General features: G+C 71.0%; 20 protein-coding genes. 6 read left to right on the top strand and 14 right to left on the bottom strand.

All coding sequences use genetic code 11. The annotated features are described in order from the left end of the window. Nucleotides 1–85 precede the first annotated feature (85 nt). Together K3769_RS10110 and K3769_RS10105 are read right to left on the bottom strand one after the other, a co-directional pair. Nucleotides 86–2,062: a hypothetical protein gene (locus K3769_RS10110; protein WP_267026094.1), complete on the bottom strand. Its 1,977-nt coding sequence runs from the start codon at nucleotides 2,060–2,062 to the stop codon at nucleotides 86–88. Between the two features lie 74 nt (nucleotides 2,063–2,136). Further along, complete coding sequence (locus tag K3769_RS10105; RefSeq protein ID WP_267026093.1) at nucleotides 2,137–2,676, bottom strand: tetratricopeptide repeat protein; 540 nt, start codon at nucleotides 2,674–2,676, stop codon at nucleotides 2,137–2,139. A gap of 235 nt (nucleotides 2,677–2,911) precedes the next feature. Between K3769_RS10105 and K3769_RS10100 the strand changes: the two genes are divergently transcribed. Next, complete coding sequence (locus tag K3769_RS10100; RefSeq protein WP_267026092.1) at nucleotides 2,912–3,352, top strand: hypothetical protein; 441 nt, start codon at nucleotides 2,912–2,914, stop codon at nucleotides 3,350–3,352. 91 nt (nucleotides 3,353–3,443) lie between these two features. Here the strand turns inward: K3769_RS10100 and K3769_RS10095 are convergent, their stop codons facing one another. From K3769_RS10095 to K3769_RS10060, 8 genes are all read right to left on the bottom strand, one after another. Further along, the gene (locus tag K3769_RS10095; protein ID WP_267026091.1) at nucleotides 3,444–5,009 is read right to left on the bottom strand and encodes a DUF1996 domain-containing protein; all 1,566 of its coding nucleotides are present in this window, start codon (nucleotides 5,007–5,009) and stop codon (nucleotides 3,444–3,446) included. Nucleotides 5,010–5,268: 259 nt separating this feature from the next. After that, nucleotides 5,269–5,922, bottom strand: coding sequence for a LuxR C-terminal-related transcriptional regulator (locus K3769_RS10090; protein WP_267026090.1), 654 nt, complete (start codon nucleotides 5,920–5,922; stop codon nucleotides 5,269–5,271). Continuing rightward, nucleotides 5,907–7,199, bottom strand: a complete 1,293-nt coding sequence (locus K3769_RS10085; protein WP_267026089.1) for a sensor histidine kinase — start codon at nucleotides 7,197–7,199, stop codon at nucleotides 5,907–5,909. Before K3769_RS10085 ends, K3769_RS10090 begins: the two co-directional genes overlap by 16 nt. 105 nt (nucleotides 7,200–7,304) lie before the next feature. After that, a complete protein-coding gene (locus K3769_RS10080; RefSeq protein WP_267026088.1) occupies nucleotides 7,305–8,318 on the bottom strand; it encodes an NAD-dependent epimerase/dehydratase family protein in 1,014 nt (337 codons plus the stop codon). Between the two features lie 78 nt (nucleotides 8,319–8,396). Continuing rightward, nucleotides 8,397–8,933, bottom strand: coding sequence for a winged helix-turn-helix domain-containing protein (locus tag K3769_RS10075; protein ID WP_267026087.1), 537 nt, complete (start codon nucleotides 8,931–8,933; stop codon nucleotides 8,397–8,399). A gap of 450 nt (nucleotides 8,934–9,383) precedes the next feature. Beyond that, nucleotides 9,384–10,421, bottom strand: coding sequence for a glutamine synthetase (gene glnII / locus K3769_RS10070; RefSeq protein ID WP_267026086.1), 1,038 nt, complete (start codon nucleotides 10,419–10,421; stop codon nucleotides 9,384–9,386). A 273-nt stretch (nucleotides 10,422–10,694) separates the two neighbouring features. Beyond that, nucleotides 10,695–11,384: an SCO2207 family protein gene (locus K3769_RS10065; protein ID WP_267026085.1), complete on the bottom strand. Its 690-nt coding sequence runs from the start codon at nucleotides 11,382–11,384 to the stop codon at nucleotides 10,695–10,697. A 142-nt stretch (nucleotides 11,385–11,526) separates the two neighbouring features. Beyond that, nucleotides 11,527–11,892: an arsenate reductase family protein gene (locus K3769_RS10060; protein ID WP_267026084.1), complete on the bottom strand. Its 366-nt coding sequence runs from the start codon at nucleotides 11,890–11,892 to the stop codon at nucleotides 11,527–11,529. 164 nt (nucleotides 11,893–12,056) lie between these two features. Between K3769_RS10060 and K3769_RS10055 the strand changes: the two genes are divergently transcribed. Continuing rightward, nucleotides 12,057–12,365, top strand: coding sequence for a hypothetical protein (locus K3769_RS10055; protein ID WP_267026083.1), 309 nt, complete (start codon nucleotides 12,057–12,059; stop codon nucleotides 12,363–12,365). A 124-nt stretch (nucleotides 12,366–12,489) separates the two neighbouring features. Here K3769_RS10055 and K3769_RS10050 read toward each other — a convergent pair whose 3' ends face one another. Continuing rightward, a complete protein-coding gene (locus tag K3769_RS10050; protein WP_267026082.1) occupies nucleotides 12,490–13,710 on the bottom strand; it encodes a winged helix DNA-binding domain-containing protein in 1,221 nt (406 codons plus the stop codon). A 407-nt stretch (nucleotides 13,711–14,117) separates the two neighbouring features. Between K3769_RS10050 and K3769_RS10045 the strand changes: the two genes are divergently transcribed. From K3769_RS10045 to K3769_RS10035, 3 genes are all read left to right on the top strand, one after another. Continuing rightward, nucleotides 14,118–14,396, top strand: coding sequence for a hypothetical protein (locus K3769_RS10045; RefSeq protein ID WP_267026081.1), 279 nt, complete (start codon nucleotides 14,118–14,120; stop codon nucleotides 14,394–14,396). A 157-nt stretch (nucleotides 14,397–14,553) separates the two neighbouring features. Further along, nucleotides 14,554–15,288 carry an ANTAR domain-containing protein gene (locus tag K3769_RS10040; protein ID WP_267026080.1) on the top strand — a complete coding sequence of 245 codons (735 nt, stop codon included), beginning with the start codon at nucleotides 14,554–14,556 and terminating at the stop codon, nucleotides 15,286–15,288. Nucleotides 15,289–15,293: 5 nt separating this feature from the next. Next, entirely contained in the window at nucleotides 15,294–16,019 is a 726-nt protein-coding gene (locus K3769_RS10035) for a GAF and ANTAR domain-containing protein (RefSeq protein WP_267026079.1), read from the top strand. Nucleotides 16,020–16,148: 129 nt separating this feature from the next. Here the strand turns inward: K3769_RS10035 and glnA are convergent, their stop codons facing one another. Further along, complete coding sequence (gene glnA, locus K3769_RS10030; protein WP_267026078.1) at nucleotides 16,149–17,558, bottom strand: type I glutamate--ammonia ligase; 1,410 nt, start codon at nucleotides 17,556–17,558, stop codon at nucleotides 16,149–16,151. A gap of 199 nt (nucleotides 17,559–17,757) precedes the next feature. Here glnA and K3769_RS10025 point away from each other — a divergent pair, with 199 nt between their 5' ends. Next, nucleotides 17,758–18,225 carry an RDD family protein gene (locus K3769_RS10025; RefSeq protein WP_267026077.1) on the top strand — a complete coding sequence of 156 codons (468 nt, stop codon included), beginning with the start codon at nucleotides 17,758–17,760 and terminating at the stop codon, nucleotides 18,223–18,225. A gap of 166 nt (nucleotides 18,226–18,391) precedes the next feature. On the opposite strand, the gene K3769_RS10020 is transcribed toward K3769_RS10025, so the two are convergent. Both K3769_RS10020 and K3769_RS10015 read right to left on the bottom strand, forming a co-directional pair. Further along, nucleotides 18,392–19,090 carry a DUF4191 domain-containing protein gene (locus K3769_RS10020; RefSeq protein WP_189776609.1) on the bottom strand — a complete coding sequence of 233 codons (699 nt, stop codon included), beginning with the start codon at nucleotides 19,088–19,090 and terminating at the stop codon, nucleotides 18,392–18,394. Nucleotides 19,091–19,193: 103 nt separating this feature from the next. Then, on the bottom strand, nucleotides 19,194–19,394 hold the full coding sequence (locus K3769_RS10015) for an SCO2195 family GlnR-regulated protein (protein ID WP_267026076.1): 201 nt from the start codon (nucleotides 19,392–19,394) through the stop codon (nucleotides 19,194–19,196). Nucleotides 19,395–19,474 lie beyond the last annotated feature (80 nt).

The raw sequence follows: 19,474 nt of genomic DNA, 5'->3' as shown, positions 1-19,474 counted from the left end.
ATGAACACCTTACCGATCGAACCGATCGGAACCGGCCGCGAACGGGCCGCGAGCGGGCCGCGAACGCGCCACCGCCCGGTGCGGTTCAGCGCAGCCCGCCGATCTCCCTTCCGCTGCTCAGCGTGCCCTCCAGCTCGGCCTTCGCGCCCTGTTCGGCCCGCACGGCGAGGAGATTGCTCCGCGCCGCCCCGCTGACCCCGCCCGTCGCACGGATCGACGCCGTGCCCTTCCCGCCGGCGGCGAGGAGGTACCAGTCGCCCTTGACGGACTTCCACAGCACCCCCGCCAGGACATGGGGATCCTTCGCACCGCACGCGGACGCGTTCTCCGCCTTCGCCGCGACCGCGCCGAACCGCTGCCCCGGCGCGTGGAACTGGGCGAGCACCCGCGGGCCCCCGCCGCGCCAGGTGTCCGCGCGGGTGCACAGCCACTCCGCGGTGCCGCTCCCGTCGGGCAGGGCCTGGCGGGCGTAGCTCCAGGAGTTCACCGAGCGCACCCCCTGGCCGCGGGCGTCCGCGAGGGAGCAGGCCAGCGGGGCCCAGTCCGCCGCCGAGGCGTCGCCGGGCCGCCCGGGACGGCCCGAGGTGAGCCGGGCGGGCGTCAGTTCACCGAGGTCGGTCGACAGCCGGGTGCCGGCCTTGTCCGTCAGCTCCAGGACGTTCCAGGAACGGCAGGCGCCGCTCTGCAGGGCCGGGCTCGCGAACGGCTCGGTCACCCCGTCCGCCGAGCGCGCCAGCGGCGTCGTACCGGACGACGTACCCGTGGCGCCGGGCGTGGCCGCCGCCGACTTCAGCAGGTCGCGCACGACGGCGGTACGCACCCAGGGTGCCGTCAGATAGCGGACGTTGCCGTCGGTGCGGCCGAGGACCAGCGCGTCCGCGTCGGCCCCCGAGGCACCGTCGACCCGGGCGAAGTCGAGGGCCGCGCCCCGGGTGCCGCCGTCCTTCGCCTCGGCGTACCGCGCGATCCGCAGTCCGTCGTACAGCAGCACCACCCGGCTCTGGTCGACCACGCCCGCGTACAGCAGCTGCGGTGGTCCCGGCGGGGCGCCGGAGGGGGTGCCGGGGGTCGCGGAGACCTGTACGGAGCCGCCGGGCCGCGCCCATACGGCGAGCGCGCGCCGCAGCAGGGCCTTGTCGCCGGTGAGCGCGCCGCGCGCGGGCCACACGGAGAAGTCGGTGCGCGCGGACGACTCCCAGGCCGCCGCCGGCACCAGCGTCAGCTTCCCCGGGTCGAGGGCGGCCTGGGCGGCGGGGTTGCGCGCGTACGGGGGCGCGGCGGCGCCGTCGGGGCCCCAGCCGTCACCCGGCATGCCGAGGAGCGCCCCGCACACGGCCACCGCGGCGGCGGCGGCGACCGCCGCCTTGAAGTGCTGGCGGCGCCGCATCAGATCGGTGGGCCGGGCCTGCAGCGAGCACGGGTCGAACTCGGGGGAGGTCAGCAGCGCGTCGGCGCCCTCGGCCGTGCCCACCGCGTCCGCCTCGGCGAGGGCGGCGGCCGGGTCCTGCGCACCGGCCGCGGCCAGCACCCCGCGTACGTCCGCGTCCGCCATCCGCTCCAGGCCGCGCAGCACGAAGGCGGCGCGGGCCGGGGCGGACAGCGCCGAAAGACGCTGGTCCAGGGCGAGTTCGTCCGCTCCGCCGGAGCGCGGGAAGAGCCGCAGACCCCACACCTGGGGGAGCAGCGGCGGCAGTTGGGCCCGGGTGGGCCAGGCCCGGAAGGTCAGCGGCCGGCCCGCCTCCAGCGCCGTCCGCAGGACCCGCAGCCGCACGTACGCGTACCCGGGGTCCTCGGCACGGCCGTCGTCGGCGGTCTTCTGCGCCGGGAGGACGGCGCTGTCGCCGGAGGCCCGCCCGCGGGGCAGGGTGCGCTGGGTGAGCGCGTGCGCGGTGAGCACCCGGCGGTTGCGGCCGAGGCTCGGCGGGAGCACCAGATAGGCGAGCCGGACGAGCCGCGGGTAGTGCTCGACGAGCGCGGCCTCGGCCTGCTCGATGTCGACCACCGGCCCGGGGGCGGCGGCTGATGCGGGGCGGGGGCGCGGGGCGACATCCTGTGACTGCACGTTCAGCAGAACGAGCGAATCGGTGGATGGTCACCTGGACTGCCCCGACACCACCGGGACTTCGCGGTCCTGTCCTACGCGTCGGGCTCCACGAGCAGGCGCGCGTAGTTCGCCATGGACCGCTGGTAGCGCGGCAGATGAGGGGCGAGGGCGCCCAGGACGAGCGAGAGGCCTTCGCGCTCGCGGCCCAGGCTCGCCAGGCACAGGGCGAGGGTCGCGCGTACGGCGTCGTCCAACTCGTCGGACACACCGACGAGTTCGGGCGACAGGAGCTTGACGCCCTCCTCCGGCTGCCCGATGTTCCGCAGCGAGCTGGACAGCTGGATCTTCGCGCGCCGGCCCCGGTAGCCGTCGAGGCCGAGCGCCAGGGCCCGGCGGTACAGCGGGACGGCCTTGTCCGAGTGGCCCGTGGAGTCCCAGGCGCACGCCCGCTCGAAGGGGCCGACCGGGCTGTCGGCGGGCAACTCGGCGACGAGCGCGTCGATCCGCGCCCGGAAGTCCGCCGTGTCCGTCTGCGGATCGGCCTCCAGTGCGGCCCACGCGGCGGCCACCCGCTCCTCCCAGTCCGCCGGGTCGTCCACTGCCTTGTCCGTCGCACTGCCCTCTGTCGTCACGGGCTCACCTTCGCACACGTGCGCCAACCAGAACCAACGCTCCTGTGACGCGGGTCACTGTTACGTGTGCCGTGGTGCCTGTATGACGGAATCGGTCACTCGTGCCGCCGTCCGTTGAGCGCGGAGCGGACGGGAGCCGTATCGAAGAGCGGGGCCCCTGTGCGGGCTTTCAGAAGCGTGGGCGCACGGCCCCGGCGAGGCAGGTCGCCGGAACGGACCCGGAGGTACGGACGTAATGAGTTGTACGGGCAAGAGGCTCGCGGTCGGCACGGCCGGGGCGGTCGTGGCACTCCTCGCGGTGACCGGCTGCGGCTCCGACGGCGGCGGCGAGAAGAAGGTTCCCGAGACCGCTACCGGGAGTCTGGAGCACATTGCCAGCGAGGCGGGCTGCAAGCCGAACATGCAGACGGACGCGGACACGATCCGGCAGGCCCTCTGCAAGAAGCCGGGTGAGAAGTACGTCCTCGCGACGTTCGCCACCGACCGCGGCCAGGCCGAGTGGCTGAGCGGGGCGAAGGACTACGGCGGCTACTACCTCGTGGGCCGCAAGTGGGTCGCCGTCGGCGAGAAGAAGACGGTCACGGCACTGCGCGGCCGGCTCGGCGGGACCATGGAAGAGGGCTCCGAGCACATGAACCCGGGCGGCAGCCACAACAGCGGCAAGCACAGCGGCTGACCGCGGGGACACGAAAGAGCCGGCGGTGGGAATTCCCACCGCCGGCTCTTCCGTGTGCTCGACGTTCAGATGCCGCGTGAATACATGCGTATCACGTGCAGTTCTGGCCGCTGTTGATGCAGTTGACGACCTCGTTCATCTCGTTCCCGTCGAAGAAGTTGATGAAGTCGTTGTGGTCGGTGATGGCCTTGTGCAACTGGTCGGGGAAGCCGTCCACCGCGAACGGGTTCACGACCTGCCCGTTCTGGATCTGTGGGGCCGGAACGTCGTAGACCAGCCGGGCCTGGAGCTGGGGGATCGCCTTGAACCCGTTGGCGCAGGTGCCGTCCGCCTGCACGAAGGAGATGTGTGTGCGGTGGTTGGCGCTGTCGATGTTCTGGCCGTCCCAGCAGCTCTGGAAGAAGGACGTCCGCACCACGGAACTGCCCTCGGGGCAGATCGGGTACTTGTCCGTCAGCTGCCGGTCCTCGAACCCGGTGCAGCTCCAGTTCGTGTTGGCGTTGGCGAGACCGTTGGTGAACGCCTTGGCGTCACCGGTGATGATGCGCAGTGCCTGCGGCATCGCGACGACGTCGCCCGCCTTGTTGCCGACGAACTTCAGCTGAGCCTCACTGGCCTGGAGGATCTTGCCGATGTTTCCTTCCGCACCGCCACCGAGGTCGTTCGCGTCGAACTCGTCGGTGCCGTCCTGCAGACGCAGCACCGGCCAGTAGTACGACGACTTGTCGGCCTGGTTCTCGCAGCTGGTGTCGGCCTGGAGGAACTCCTGGTCGCTGGTGAAGGCGTTGTTGTTCTGGTTGCCCACGTAGTCGTGCGTGTGCTGAGCACCGTTGTCGACACCCGGAGCGACGATGATGTTGTCCGAGTTGTGGTTGTCGTTCCCGTTGGTGCCGCAGCTCGTGGTGAAGGTGCCGGTGGAACCGCCGTCGCCGTTCGCGGCGAGGCCGTTCGCGCCGACCCCCTTCGGGCCGCCGTTCGGCTGGACCTGGGTGATGTCCTGGAAGTCGGCTGCCACGGGACCGTTGACGACCTGGCCGTCGCCGCCGCCGTCCTGGCCGCCGTTACCGGCCTGACCGCCGTTGTCACCGCCCTGGCCGCCATTGTTGCCCTGGCCACCGTTGTTGCCCTGACCGCCGTTGTTTCCGCCCTGGCCGCCGTTGTTGCCCTGGCCACCGCCGGTCGGATTCTCGGCGGGCACACCCTGGCAGCCCGCGAACTTGCCCCATCCTCTGGGCCCCTTGCCGCCCGCGCGCTTGATGTTGTTGCTGATCCTGTCGATCGTGGCAACGCGCTTGGACTTCAACGGGCCGAGAATGGCGTTGTTGACGTAGGCGGGGTCCCCCGCCTGGGCCTGGCGGGTGTCCGCAAGACGCTTATAGGCCTCCGTGACCTGCTGGTCGAGCTTGGCCAGCTCCTTGTCGACACCGGCGCGTGCGCCCTTGGGCACGGAGGTCAGCTTCTGGCCGACGTCCGGGCATTTGATCGTGGCCACCGAGGCGGCGGTCGTCTGCGCGTTCCGCGTCGAGTTCTTGTTCTCGCCCGCGGAAGCGTAGATGTTGGCCGCAAGCAGACCGCCGCCACCCAGCGCGAGAGCCGCCGATGCGGCTATCGCCCGGTTGGCGAGCGTGGAGCGGCGTTTTCGGTTCGTGCGTCCCATGGAACTCCCTCTGGCTTCCTTGCGGGGCAACGAGGCGCCCGACAGGAGGTGAAGCGGCTCCGTTCAGTACGGAGGAGGTTCCTGGGGCGTTCAGAGGCCTCAGAAATTGATGAGAGTTCCGTGGCGCAATCCTGCCGCAAGGGGCCCAGAAGCCCCTGAAACAACGGCCGTTGAGCGGGAATCTTTGAATTTCGTTCAGCGGGTCCGAAACTCGGGAACGGTTCCGGCGGGCCCTTGTTCCCCCCGCTTATGAACCCTTTCAGCGGCCCTGGTCCAAATAGGCGAGAACGGCCAGGACGCGACGGTTGTCGTCGTCCGAGACATCCAGGCCCAGCTTCTGGAAGATGTTCGACGTGTGCTTCGCGATCGCCCGCTCCGTGACCACGAGGTGGCCCGCGATCGCCGCATTCGACCTGCCCTGCGCCATCAGTTCCAAAACCTCCAGCTCACGAGGTGTGAGCCGGCCCAGCGGCCGGTCGTCGCCCTGCCGACGCGCCAGCAACTGCTGGATGACCTGCGGATCCATCGCCGTACCGCCCGCGGCCACCCGCCGCACCGCGTCGATGAACTGCTCGGCGTCGAACACCCGGTCCTTCAGCAGATAACCGACCCCGCCGACCCCGTCGGCGAGCAGCTCACGCGCGTACAGCTGCTCGACGTGCTGGGACAGGACGAGGACCGGCAGCCCGGGTCTGGCCCGGCGCGCCGCCAGCGCGCACTGCAGCCCCTCGTCCGTGTGCGAGGGCGGCAGGCGTACGTCGACCACGGCGACGTCCGGCTCCAAGTCGGCCAGTGCACGCGTCAGTTCGGGCCCGGTCCCGACGGCGGCGGCGATCTCGAAGTCGAACGCCTCCAGCATCCGGACCAGACCGTCGCGCAGCAGGAACAGGTCTTCGGCTAGGACGACTCGCAAGGGATCTCCATGGTCACCATGGTGGGACCGCCCGCGGGACTGCTGACGGCCAGGACGCCGTCGAATGTACCGAGTCGCCGTTCGACTCCGGAGAGTCCCGAACCCGAGCCGGTCGCGGCGCCGCCCCCGCCGTCGTCGGTGACGGCGATCCGCAGCATGCCGCCGCGCTCCGGGGTGTGGTGCAGATCGACCCAGATCCGCTCGGCCCCCGAGTGCTTGACCGCGTTGGTCAGGACCTCACTGACGGCGAAGTACGCCGCGGCCTCCACCGGTTCCCCGAGCCGGCCAGGCAGGTCCACGTCCACCTCCGTGGCGATCGGCAGCCGCAGCGCCAACGCCCGTACGGCGTCGCCGAGTCCGCGCTCGGCGAGCACGGGGGGATGGATGCCGCGTACCAGGTCCCGCAGTTCGGTGAGGGCCTCCGCCGAGGACCGGCGGGCCCGTGCGACCAGCTGCCTGGCCTTCGCCGGGTCCTTCTCGATCAGGGCCTCGACCGTGCCGAGATCCATGCCCATCGCGACCAGCCGGGCCTGGGCCCCGTCGTGCAGATCCCGCTCGATACGGCGCAGTTCGGCCGCGGAGGTGTCGACGGCGTCCCGGCGGGTCTCCGTCAGCACCCGCACCCGCTCGGCGAGTTCGCCCTGCCCGGACGCGAGGACGGACCGGGTCAGCAGGAAGTGGACGCGCAGCAGGAAGGGGGCCGTGTACACGCCGACGACGAGCAGGGCGGCGCCCAGGGCCCCCGCGGCGAGGGCGCTGAGCTGCCCGCCGACCGGCACGAACCCGTACCACCAGCCGACGTACGTGCCGTCGGTGAGGGCCCGCCACAGCCCGGCGGCCAGCGCGAACCCCTCGAAGGGGTAGAAGATCAGCAGGGCGGGCAGCAGCGCGGTGAGCAGGCCCGCGGTCATGTCCACCGGCAGCCACAGGAGGTCCCGCCGGACGGCCGGATCGCCGAGCAGACGGAAACAGCGCCCCCACGGATTGGCGTCCTTCGGGACCGGCCGGTACGCGGGCGGGATCCGCACCCCGCCCCACCGGACCGCCAGCAGCCGCCGCAGGTCGGCGAAGCCGCGTACGGCGGCGAGCACCCAGGGCGTCGTCACGATGCCGATGCCCAGTGGTACGAGCACGATCGACACGACGGAGAACACGAAGAGGACGATCGACCCGGCCGGCGCCACGACGGCCAGCAGCAGCGCCCGCGCTCCGGCGACTGCGGCGGTACGCGCCCGGCCGCCCGCCCTGTTCTCCCCGCTGTCCCCGTCGGTGTCCATGCCCTCAGTCTCGCCCACCTCGCGGCCGTGGTCAGGGGGCCGAGCCACCGGGAGGGGGGTGGTGCCAGCACCACCCCCGCCGCTCCCCGCCGTCCCCGGCCGCCCTCAGCCGTGCAGGAGTTCGTCCTCCACGGCGGGATCGAGTCCGACGGCGGGGCGGTCGGGGCGTTGGGGCGGGACACCGCCGATGTCCTGGAGCCAGCTCCAGGTGTCGGCCACCGTCTCGGAGACGGGACGGCAGCGGAGCCCGGCCCGTACCGCCTTCGACACGTCGGCGCGGTGCAGCATGGCGTGCAGCTCGGAGTCCGGCGGCACCCACACTGGCAGCTGTGTCCAGGGCTCGACGCCGGCCGCCAGGATCAACTCCGGTTCGGTCCACCGCAGTTCGGCCCGCCCACCGGTGACCCGCGCACAGGCGTCGAGCAGCGTCCGGGTGGTCGCGTGCCCCGAAGGACTGATGAGGTTGTACGCCCCACCGGCCCCGCCCTCCGCCGCCCCCAGGGTCCACTCGGCGAGGTCGCGGACGTCGATGTACTGCAGTGGCAGTTCACGGGGGCCGGGCGCGAGCACGGGGCCGCCGCGGGCCGTGCGGGTGAGCCACCACGGCAGCCGGCCGATGTTCTCGTACGGGCCGAGGATGAGACCGGCTCGTACGAGGAGCGCCCGATCCGCGCCGAAGGCGTCGAGCACGGCCAGTTCCCCACCGCGCTTGTCGCGCGCGTAGTCGGTCCGTCCGGCGTCGGGGGAGGCGCCCTTGACCGGCGGGGCGCTCTCGTCGTAACCGGCCGGCTGCGGCCACGCGTACACGGAGCAGCTCGACACGTAGACGTACCGCTGAACGCGGCTTTCCAACAACCGCGCGGAGTCCCGCACCACCCGGGGAGCGCCCGACCAGGTATCGACCACGAGGTCCCATGAGCCGCCGCCGGGGCCCTGCCCGTCCTCGGCGAGGGCCGCGAGCCCGTTCGGCGCGGTGCGGTCACCGTGCAGGGAACGTACGCCCGCGGGTGCCTGGTGCCGGCCGCGGTGGAACACGGTCACGTCCCAGCCGCGTTCCAGCGCCGCCTCCACGACGGCCCGGCCCACGAACTCCGTACCGCCCAGCATCAGAAGTCTCATGCGGGGGACTCTGCCCTGCTCGGCCGTGCGGCGGAACGGAATTCTGCCCACAGGCAAACCGTCCCGCCGCCGGGTGGGTCAACTGCCCGTGCCGGGCGCGTACGTGTAGCCGACGCGGCGGACGGTCCTGATGGTGTGCCGGTGCTCCACGCCGAGCTTGCGGCGCAGCCGGGCGATGTGCACGTCGACGGTCCGGCCGTCGCCCACGTGTCCGTAGCCCCACACCGTGGTGACCAGCTGGTCGCGGGTGTGCACCCGGTGCGGATGCGCCACCAGGTGCGCGAGCAGCTCGAACTCCAGGTACGTGAGGTCGAGCGGGCGCCCGTCGACCTCGGCGGTGCGCCGGACGGTGTCGACCCGCACGGGCAGGTCCTCACCGGCGGCCGGCAGGGGGGAGGGCTGATCGGCGGGTACGAGGACCAGGTACCCGATCATCGGCGGGTGGCCCGGCAGCGTGGGCAGGGTGTGCGGGGGAGCGGGCAGCCAGGTGGCGCCCGGCGGCAGGAAGCCGGTGACGTCGACCACCTCGTCCCGGTCGACGGCCCGCAGCCGGTGGCGTGCGGAGGCGGTGGACGGGGCGGTGGCGACGGCGGAGAAGGAACGGGTGTTCGCCATGAGAGGTCAGCTCTTTTCGCGCGAGAGGTCGTCGAGGACGTACGTCGTGCGCGCTGGCCGAAGACCGGTGTACGGCTTTAGAGGGCCCGCGCGTTCGTCGCGCGACAACACACCCGGTCGAAGTCGTGGTGCTGACGGGAAGGCCAGAAGGGCTCCAGGTCATGACGACCCGTAGCGCTGCACTCCCGGAAACTGGCCATACCCCCATTGAAGCAGACCGAGCCCCACAACATCAGCCTCCACCCACAGTCCGCCCCCCACCCGCACCTCCCAACTCCCCGAGCCCCCACTCACCAAAGGGGCGCGGGGAACGGCGCAAACGCCCGCACCGACCCACCTCCGCCCACACACCCCGTGTCACCCCACATCACCCCCGTGCCACCCCGAGCGGACGCGAAAAGGCGCCCACCGCACAGGTGAGCGCCCCTCCGAACAAGCGGAACCGCCGGTTCAGACCTGCCCGGCCTTCTCCAGCGCGGAGCAACACGTGTCGACGATCAGCCGAGTAACCACGTACGGGTCGACATTCGCATTCGGACGCCGGTCCTCGATGTACCCCTTGCCGTCCTTCTCCACCTGCCACGGGATCCGAACCGAGGCCCCCCGGTCGGACACCCCGTACGAGTACTCGTTCCACGGCGCCGTCTCGTGCAGCCCTGTCAGCCGGTCGTCGATCCCCGCACCGTAGTTCTTGACGTGGTCGAGCGGCTTCGAGCCCTCGCCCAGCGACTCGCACGCGGTGATGATCGCGTCGTACCCCTCGCGCATCGCCTTCGTGGAGAAGTTGGTGTGCGCACCGGCACCGTTCCAGTCGCCCTTCACCGGCTTCGGGTCCAGCGTCGCGGAGACGTCGAAGTCCTCGGCCGTGCGGTACAGCAGCCAGCGCGCCACCCACAGGTGGTCGGAGACCTCCAGCGGCGAGACCGGTCCGACCTGGAACTCCCACTGCCCGGGCATGACCTCGGCGTTGATGCCGGAGATGGCCAGCCCCGCCTTGAGGCAGTTGTCCAGGTGCGCCTCGACGATCTTCCGGCCGAAGATCTCGTCCGCGCCGACGCCGCAGTAGTAGCCGCCCTGGGGGGCCGGGAAGCCGCCCACGGGGAAGCCGAGCGGACGCTCGCCGTCGAAGAAGGTGTACTCCTGCTCGATGCCGAAGATCGGCTCCTGGGCGCCGAATTTCTCCGCGACCTCGCTGAGCGCGGCCCGCGTGTTGGACTCGTGCGGCGTCATGTCGATGTTCAGGACCTCGCACATGACGAGGATGTCGTCACCGCCGCGGATCGGGTCCGGGAAGCTCGCGACCGGCTTGAGCACACGGTCCGAGGCATGACCCTCGGCCTGGTTCGTGGACGACCCGTCGAAGCCCCAGATCGGCAGCTCCGCACCCTTGGCCGACTTCTGGGAGTCCGCCATTATCTTCGTCTTCGAACGGAGCTTGGCCGTCGGCTCGGTGCCGTCGATCCAGATGTACTCAGCCTTGAAGGTCACGGGCCACATCCTTCGGGGTGGGTCTCTAGGCGCGGTGCGGGAGCCGCGGCGCTGCGGCACCTGGGCGCCGCGGAGGATGCCCGAAGCCTGTCAACAGGCAGTTTCCCGATCATTGCCCTGGTGTGAAGCCCGTGTTACCTGGGGCCCCTGTGGCGGGGGTCACCCGGGGAGAGCGCACTCGCTCGTATGCGATGGGTTTCGGACAGGCGGCGGCTCGGGGCCGCCGCCCGACGCGAAGAAGAGCGGGCGGGACGGAGCGATCCGGTGGGCCCCTCAGCCCACCTTCTCGATGACGGCCCTGCGGATCAGGAACTTGCCGGGCTCGCGGACCTGCTCGAACGCCTCGTTGTTCAGGAGGGCGCAGCTGCCGGAGACCGAGGTGACCTCCACGGTCGTGGACTTGTTGTTGTCCAGGTTCGTGACCTTGAGCTTCGTACCGGCCGGGAACTGGTTGCTGGACGCGGCGGGCGCGCCCGCCTCACCGGAGAGGGTGACCGTGGACCCGTTGCAGACCTGCTCGCCGGTGGCGGCGCCGTCACCTCCGGCGGCGGGGGGCGCGGAGGCCTCCTGCGAGGGCTGCTCGGCGGGCGCGGAGGTGGCGGGCGCCCCGGCACCCGCTCCCGCCCCGGCACCCGCGCCCTCACCCACGTTGGCGTCGGACTCGCCGACGGCGCAGCCGGAGGCCTCCTGCTGCACCTTGATCTGGGCGATGACCGCTTCGCGGTTGGCGATCCGCGCCTCGGACTGGGCGTCCGGGGCGGTGCGCTGTCCTTCGATGAACTTCTCGTTGTTGCCGAGGGCGGTGGCCAGGCCGGCGCAGACGACGGACGACTGCGCGTTCTGGGTGGCCGGTGCCGCGTTCGACGTGGCGGCCAGGGCGAAGGCCCCGCCACCGGCCACCGCGGCGGCGCTCACCAGCAGGGCGATCTTCTTCTTCGTCCCGAGAGTTCTTCTGCGCGACATCAACGGCTCCTGTCCCCGGCCGCCCCTGGCGGCGGCCGTTCGCCGCTATGTACGAGATACCGAACGGACTTGCTCACCCGTCGACCCAAGTCGCGTGAGTAACGTGGATCACACCGGAACCACCTCCACGGACACGGAGTTGTCAGGGCCGCCGCCCCAGAACGTCCCGCACCGCCTCGTCCGTCCGCCCGACGACGGCGGTCCCGTCCTCAGCGGTGATGAGGGGCCGCTGGATCAGCCGGGGATGCGCGGCCAGCGCCGCGACCCACCGCTCCCGCGAACCGGCGTCGCGGGCCCACTCCTTCAGCCCCAGCTCCTTCGCCTCGGCCTCCTGGGTCCGGGTGATGTCCCAGGGCTCGAGGCCGAGCCGCTCCAGGACTTCCCGGATCTCCGCCTCGCTCGGCACGTCCTCCAGGTAGCGCCGGACCGTGTACTCGGCCCCCTCCGCCTCCAGCAGGCTGATCGCGCTGCGGCACTTCGAACAGGCCGGATTGATCCAGATCTCCATACCGCAAAGGTACGCGGGAACACCGCGCCACTCACTGGTCACGGCACCCCCAAAACGCCTGTGGCCAGGGGCGATTGTCAGTGGGCGGCAGTAGAATAGAAGCAGTGTTCGAGGGTGCCGCCGGAGACGCCGGCCGGTGCCCTGACCGCGACAGGAGGATGCCTGTGCCCGCTGCCGCACTGAGTCCGCTGCCCACCCAGTCCACAGCCCGGAGGGCGGTCCAGCTCGACCTGCCCTACCAGCCCGTCGAGAAGCGCCCGCTGCCGCCGGGTCGCCCGCGCGAGTGGTACGTCACGCACAACCGCCGTCTCAAGGCGATGCGGCTGGCCATCGCCCTCCTCGACTCCGGCGTCTACCTGCCCAGGCAAGCCCGCAACGACACGATCCGCGGCACGGCCGCACTCATCGGCGTACATCCCCCGTCGGACACGACCTGCCACATGGTCCGGGCCCTGATGCGGTACGCCCGCTGAGCCCACGCCCGTAGCGCCGCCCGCTTCCCGGGCGGCGCGTCGGCGCGTAGGCGCGTTGGTGTGTCGGTGTGTCGGCGTTTCAGCGCGTGGACTTCGGCGCCTCGCGCCCGACCCGGGTCGCGCGTCAGGCGGACGCCAACTCCCGCTCCAGCGGGGTCCGGAAGCGAGGGGTGACCCGGGTGGGGCCCAGCCACGCGCGCAGCCGGTCGGCCTCGGCCCCGATCGCGTCCAGAGCCTCGGCCCCGGAGCCCTCGGTGTCCGCGTCCCCGCCGGTCGCGTCCCCGCTGTCCAGCAGCCGCCAGGCGATCTCGCCGTCCGGGCGCTGGGCCCAGCCGCCCACGATCCGCCCGTTCCACCAGACGGTCGGCCCGATGTTCCCGCTGCGGTCGAAGAGCGTCGGCCGCAGCCCGGGCGGGCAGTACCAGTCCCGTTCCCGCCATCCCATGGCCGTGGGGTCCAGGCCCGGCAGCAGCGCGGCCCACGGCTCGACGGCCGCGACCGGTTCCACCGCGTCGGCGAGCACGTACGCCACGCCTTCGTCCACCGAAACCGTCACCGCCTCCACCGCACCCAGCGCCCGCCGTACGTCGCCTGCCTTCCACCCGGTCCACCACCTGAGGTCGGCCTCCGTGGCCGGCCCGCACGCGGCGAGCCAGCGCCGGATCAGCTCCGCCTGGGCCTCGGCCACGGGCAGTTCGGCGCACGGGGGAGCCACCGCCCACCGGAACTGCGTGGACGTCCACGACCCGAGCGGACGCCCCCGTACGACCCGGCCCTCGACCCCGAGGACCCGCAGCAGCCGCGACGACACGGTGTGCACCCCCTCGTAGCTCTTGCCCGCCGCGTACGTGAACCGCTCCCTCAACCGGGGCTCCGCACGGGCCAGTTCGGCGGCCGTAGCCTCTCCGTACCGGGCCAGCGCGGCCAGCGCGGACGTCTCCACCTCCGCGAGCCACTCCGCGTCGGGAGCCCCGGCCAGGGCCATGTCCCCGATCAGGGCGGCCCGGGCCCGCGCGGCCACGGCGAGTCCGGTGGACGCGTGCACGACCGGGACGAGTCCGGTGGGGAACACGAACACGGTGTGCCGCATGCCGTGCATCCGGATCAGCGTCCGGTCCTCGTACAGGGCCCGCTCCATCGCCGATACGGTCCCCGCGCCCGCCGCGTCCGTGAGCCGCGCCCCCACGGCGAGGTAGACGCTCGCGGGATCCGTCCCGTGCAGCGCCACCAGCGAGGCCGCGACCTCCTCGGGCGTGTCCGCCCTGGCGGCCCCGGCCAGCCGTTGCCCCACGGCCAGCCGAGCCCGCCGCTCGGCCACCCCGATGTGCCGCCGCTGCCCGCCCATACGCTTCCCCCTGTCCGGCCCGATCCCCGGATTCTCCCCGACGCGCGTTGCTCGGATGTGCAGTGCCCGGACTCGGATTGTCGCCCGGATCCGCCCTTGACCGGGAGCCGTGCGCCGGCGGCCGGGGCGGGGGCGCAGGTGAAGGCGAAGGCGGAGGACGCGGTGGCCCCGGACGCAGATTTACTCACTCCGAAGCACCCCCCTTGCTCCCCTCTGTGATGATTTCGCTTGACCTCAAGCTGTTTTGTGACTGCTCGTAAGCGGACCCGGCCGTTATTCGTTTCCGTCGGACAGGGATCGCCCGGCATCCTGAGGACTACTCTCGACGTCACCGACGGCCCGGTGCACGGCCCGGCACCGCCTCGGACAGCTCAAGGTCCCACCACTCACGCACAAGGAGACCCGCCATGGGTACCTTGATCGTTCTGGCGATCCTCGTCCTGGCAGTCATGGGAATCAACAGCCCCGGTTGGTGGCTCCTCGCAGCCGCCCTGACCTACCTCTACGTCCGCTACTTCCGAGTGGGCCAGGGGGCCTCCGGCTCGTCGTCGGGCGGCGGCGCGAGTTCGGGCAGCTCCACGACCCGGATGGACAGCGACTACCACGCGTACCGCCGGCGCCGCGACCGGTTGGCCAAGTGGGAGCGCCGCTACCGCCGCGAACGCCCCTGGAACGTAAAGAAATGACGGACCCCCGCCCCTGCCCGAAGGGCTGTGGCGGGGGCGCCGGCCGGTCACGCTCCAGAGGCTGCCGTGTGCGCGGAGTTCACAGTCGGCGCCGGGTCAGGGATTCGGACGGCTTCCCGTCTCGGGTGGCTTCTGTGCGGGTGTGCGGAGCGGTGGCGTGTTGAACACGAGCGCGACCCTTGCCCGGCTCCTCCATGACCTTCCCGCCGGCTACGGTCCCGGTCTGCTGGGCGGCGACCCGGCGCTGTGCGCGCAGGTGCTGAGGGTGGACGGGGCCGCGGTGTCACTCGGCACCGACGGGGCGTTGACGGAGCTGGTGTGGGCCACCCCGGGGCGCAGCACGGCTCTGGACGACATGCAGTGCACGATGGGCGAGGGACCGGCCTTCGACGCCTACGGCCACTGCGGCCTGGTCGCGGTGCCCGATCTGCAGCGCGCCGACCCGCACCGGTGGCCGGCCTTCCTGCCCGAAGCTGAACGGCTCGGCGTCCAGGCACTGTTCTGCTTTCCCCTGCGCCTGGGAGCCGTCTGTCTGGGGACGCTCACCGCGCAGCGCGCCCAGGCCGGTCCGCTGGCCCCCGATCAGCTGAACGACGCGCTCATAGTGACGGCGGCCGTCACCGCGTCGCTGCTCCGCGACACCGGCCGGCGGACCTCTTTCGCCCAGGCGGAACCCCACACCGCGCTGCACCGCGCGGTCGTCCACCAGGCCAGCGGCATCATCAGCGTCCAGGCGGGCATCTCCTTGCCCAAGGCGCTGGCCCTGCTGCGCGCCCACGCCTACCGCACCGAACAGGCATTGTTGACGATCGCCGAAGACGTGGTCGCACGACGACTGCACTTCCGGAACAATCCGGAGGGGACGGTCTCCCCGTCCGGAGACAGGGACTGATGACGATGGCGACCCAACAGCGCGTGCTCAAGATCCTGGTGGAGGCGGTGGACACGCTGACCGCGGACTTCGACCTGATCGAGTTCCTCCACCGCCTGTCCGTCCGCTGCGTGGAACTGCTGTCCGCGGACGCGGTCGGCATGATGATCGTCGACCAGCACGGCGAACTCCAGCTCATCGCCGCCTCCGACGAAAGGACCCGTCTGCTGGAGCTCTTCGCTCTCCAGCACGACCAGGGCCCCTGCGTGCGCTGCTACCACAGCGGCGAGGCGCAGCTGAACATCAACCTCACCTCCAGCGCGGTCACCGCGGACTTCGGCCCCTTCGCCGCCCGCGCCCGGGAGGGCGGTTTCGTCGTCACCCACGCACTGCCGATGAAACTGCGCCGCGAGGTCATCGGCGCCGTGAACCTCTTCGACACCCGGCTGCACCACCTCAGCGACTCCGACATCCAGATCGGCCAGGCCATCGCCGACGTCGCCACCATCGCCATCCTGCAACAGCGCACCATCGAACAGGGCTACGCCGAAAAGGCACAGCTCCAGGCGGCCCTGTCCAACCGCGTGATCATCGAACAGGCCAAGGGCATCCTCTCCGAACGCCAGAACCTCGGCCTCGACGACACCTTCGACGCCATGCGCGCCCTCGCCCGCCACCGCGGGCTGCGCGTGACCGAACTGGCCAGGCAGATCACCGAAGGCACCTTCGACGGCGACATCACGTCCGCCTAGAGCCCTGTCCGCCCACCCCACATCGGTGAAACGCCGCCGGCCGTGCCCTCCCGAAAGCGGGGAGAACACGGCCGGCGGCTCACACACGGCCCAGGGGAGCGCTGACGCACGCTCCGACCTGGGGCTGGATCACACGTCGTAGTACAGCTCGAACTCGTGCGGGTGCGGACGCAGCTGCAGCGGCGCGATCTCGTTCGTGCGCTTGTAGTCGATCCACGTCTCGATCAGGTCGGAGGTGAAGACGTCGCCCGCGAGCAGGAACTCGTGGTCGGCCTCGAGGCGGTCGAGGACGGCCGGGAGCGAGGTCGGGACCTGGGCGACGCCCGCGTGCTCCTCGGGCGCCAGCTCGTAGAGGTCCTTGTCGATCGGCTCGGCCGGCTCGATCTTGTTCTTGATGCCGTCGAGGCCCGCGAGCAGCAGCGCCGAGAAGGCGAGGTACGGGTTGCCGGAGGAGTCGGGCGCGCGGAACTCGACGCGCTTGGCCTTCGGGTTCGAGCCGGTGATCGGGATACGCATGGCCGCGGAGCGGTTGCGCTGCGAGTACACCAGGTTGACCGGAGCCTCGAAGCCGGGGACCAGGCGGTGGTACGAGTTCACCGTCGGGTTGGTGAAGGCCAGCAGCGACGGGGCGTGCTTGAGGATGCCGCCGATGTAGAAGCGCGCCATGTCCGACAGGCCCGCGTAACCGGCCTCGTCGTAGAACAGCGGGTCGCCGTTCGCCCACAGCGACTGGTGGACGTGCATGCCCGAGCCGTTGTCACCGAAGATCGGCTTCGGCATGAAGGTCGCGGTCTTGCCGTTGCGCCAGGCCACGTTCTTCACGATGTACTTGAAGAGCTGGAGGTCGTCGGCCGCGGCGAGCAGCGTGTTGAACTTGTAGTTGATCTCGGCCTGGCCGGCCGTGCCCACCTCGTGGTGCTGGCGCTCGACCTGGAGGCCGGACTTGGCCAGCTCCAGGGAGATCTCGGCACGCAGGTCGGCGAAGTGGTCGACCGGCGGGGTCGGGAAGTAACCGCCCTTGTAGCGGACCTTGTAACCACGGTTGTTCTCGGCCGCGCCGGTGTTCCAGGCGCCGGCCTCGGAGTCGATGTGGTAGAAGGACTCGTTCGACTTGGTGTCGAAGCGGACGCTGTCGAACACGTAGAACTCGGCCTCGGGGCCGAAGAACGCGGTGTCGGCGATACCGGTCGACGCGAGGTAGGCCTCGGCCTTCTTCGCCACGTTGCGCGGGTCACGGGAGTACTGCTCGCCCGTGATCGGGTCGTGGATGAAGAAGTTGATGTTGACCGTCTTGTCGCGGCGGAACGAGTCGACGCGCGCGGTGGACAGGTCGGCGCGCAGCGCCATGTCGGACTCGTGGATGGCCTGGAAGCCGCGGATGGAGGAGCCGTCGAAGGCCAGTTCCTCGGTCGGGTCGAAGGCCTCCGCCGGAATCGTGAAGTGCTGCATCACACCCGGCAGGTCGCAGAAGCGGACGTCGACGAACTTGACGTCCTCGTCCTTGATGAACTTCTTGGCCTCGTCGGCGTTCTGGAACATCCAGCTCCTCCTACTCCCGCTCACTTCGGACCGGGGTGGTAGTTCGTTCGTGCTGCCAGTGCGGTGGCACACGCTGAGCCCGACCTTAAGGACGGGTGATTTCTCCAGCGTGACCCATTTGTTTCGCCCAAGTTAACCGGACGAGGTCCGGTGTACCCCGCCCGTCCGCACGGCAAAACGGTCGCAGTACCGTGGACGGGTGGACAACAGGCAAGCAATCGGATCGTGGCTGTCCGGACCCCGTGCCGCCGCGGAGGACGCCGGTGCCGACTTCGGATACCGCGGAGAACAGCTGGGCCTGCCCGAGTCGGGCCCCGGCTCCATCGCGCGCCCCGGCAGGCGGCTGGGCGCCCTCGCCGTCGACTGGGGCCTGTGCACCTTGATCGCATACGGCCTCATCACCGACGGCTACGGCCAGGCGACCGGGAACTGGGCGCTGCTCATCTTCTTCGTCGTGAGCGTGCTGACCGTGGGCACCCTCGGCTTCACGCCCGGCAAGCGCCTGTTCGGCCTGCGGGTCCTGGCCCTGGAGACCGGCTCGGTCAACCCGCTGCGCGCGCTGGTGCGCACGGTCCTGCTCTGCCTCGCGCTGCCGGCCCTGATCTGGGACCGCGACGGACGCGGGCTGCACGACCGCCTGGCCCGCACGGTCGAGGTCAGGATCTGACCCGCACGGCCGAGGTCGGGAATTGATCCGCACGGTCGAGGTCGGAAACTGATCCGCCGCTCGCCCTACCGCCCTACGTCCCGTCGGGGGCGGGCACGGGAAAGGGGCGCCCCGGAACCGTCGGTGATTCCGGAACACCCCTTACCAGTGGAGCTCAGCCGCGGCGCTAGCGCATCTTCCCGCCGCGCGGCATCCGCATCCCCTTGGGCATCGGGCCCTTGGGGAGCGGCATGTTGCTCATCAGGTCGCCGAGGGCGCGCAGCCGGTCGTTGGTCGCGGTGACCTGGGGGCCGGTCAGCACCCGCGGCAGCTTCACCATCGTCGTACGGAGCTTCTTCAGCTCGACCTGGCCCTCGCCCGTGCCGACGAGGATGTCGTGCACCGGCACGTCCGCGACGATGCGGGCCATCTTCTTCTTCTCGGCGGCCAGCAGGCTCTTCACCCGGTTCGGGTTGCCCTCGGCCACCAGCACGATGCCGGCCTTGCCCACGGCCCGGTGGACCACGTCCTGGCTGCGGTTCATCGCCACGGCCGGGGTGGTCGTCCAGCCGCGCCCGACATTGTCGAGCACCGCCGCCGCCGCGCCCGGCTGGCCCTCCATCTGGCCGAAGGCCGCCCGCTCGGCACGGCGCCCGAAGACGATCGCCGACGCGAGAAAGGCGAGCAGGAGGCCGAGAATGCCGAGATAGATCGGGTGACCGATCCAGAAGCCGATCGCGAGGAAGACACCAAGGGTGACGATTCCGACAGCCGCGAGTACAAGACCGATCTTTTTGTCGGCCTTGCGGGTCATCTTGTAAGTCAGAGCGATCTGCTTGAGTCGCCCGGGGTTCGCAGCGTCCGCTGCGGGTTCCTTCCTCGCCATGCCGTGAAGTCTACGTGTCGGGGGAAGCGCCTACGACGGCGGTGCCGGGTCGGCCTCCGTCGCGGGGCCCGGAACGACCCGCGTACGAGGGTGTGTCCTCGGTTCAGAGGTGGGTGACGAAGGACTGCTCCACGACACGCTGTGCCTCGACGCGGTCCTTGGCGCGACGGCGGTCCTCCAGGACGGACGTCCAGGCGTTGCGACGGGCGGTGCGCTGGCCACTGCTCAGCAGCAGGGCCTCGACGGCACGGAGTGCATCGGTGAACGACGGAATCGCGGTGGCGCGTACGGGCGCGGCCTGCATGTGAAGGTCCCCCCTCGGGACGGCGGCTCTGGCTGAAGGCTCTACGGGGTGTGTAGGAACCAGGGTCACTGAATGGTGTT

It is taken from the genome of Streptomyces ortus, assembly GCF_026341275.1.
GTDB lineage: Bacteria > Actinomycetota > Actinomycetes > Streptomycetales > Streptomycetaceae > Streptomyces > Streptomyces ortus.
Note: the sequence above shows the minus strand (reverse complement) of the source record. Positions and strands in the feature narration are given on the sequence as shown.

Coding starts and splice junctions, on each gene's coding strand:
- K3769_RS10100 (WP_267026092.1), top strand. CDS start 2,912: ATGAGTTGTACGGGCAAGAGGCTCGCGGTCGGCACGGCCGGGGCGGTC.
- K3769_RS10095 (WP_267026091.1), bottom strand. CDS start 5,009: ATGGGACGCACGAACCGAAAACGCCGCTCCACGCTCGCCAACCGGGCG.
- K3769_RS10085 (WP_267026089.1), bottom strand. CDS start 7,199: ATGGACACCGACGGGGACAGCGGGGAGAACAGGGCGGGCGGCCGGGCG.
- K3769_RS10080 (WP_267026088.1), bottom strand. CDS start 8,318: ATGAGACTTCTGATGCTGGGCGGTACGGAGTTCGTGGGCCGGGCCGTC.
- K3769_RS10075 (WP_267026087.1), bottom strand. CDS start 8,933: ATGGCGAACACCCGTTCCTTCTCCGCCGTCGCCACCGCCCCGTCCACC.
- K3769_RS10065 (WP_267026085.1), bottom strand. CDS start 11,384: ATGTCGCGCAGAAGAACTCTCGGGACGAAGAAGAAGATCGCCCTGCTG.
- K3769_RS10060 (WP_267026084.1), bottom strand. CDS start 11,892: ATGGAGATCTGGATCAATCCGGCCTGTTCGAAGTGCCGCAGCGCGATC.
- K3769_RS10050 (WP_267026082.1), bottom strand. CDS start 13,710: ATGGGCGGGCAGCGGCGGCACATCGGGGTGGCCGAGCGGCGGGCTCGG.
- K3769_RS10045 (WP_267026081.1), top strand. CDS start 14,118: ATGGGTACCTTGATCGTTCTGGCGATCCTCGTCCTGGCAGTCATGGGA.
- K3769_RS10035 (WP_267026079.1), top strand. CDS start 15,294: ATGGCGACCCAACAGCGCGTGCTCAAGATCCTGGTGGAGGCGGTGGAC.
- glnA (WP_267026078.1), bottom strand. CDS start 17,558: ATGTTCCAGAACGCCGACGAGGCCAAGAAGTTCATCAAGGACGAGGAC.
- K3769_RS10020 (WP_189776609.1), bottom strand. CDS start 19,090: ATGGCGAGGAAGGAACCCGCAGCGGACGCTGCGAACCCCGGGCGACTC.
- K3769_RS10015 (WP_267026076.1), bottom strand. CDS start 19,394: ATGCAGGCCGCGCCCGTACGCGCCACCGCGATTCCGTCGTTCACCGAT.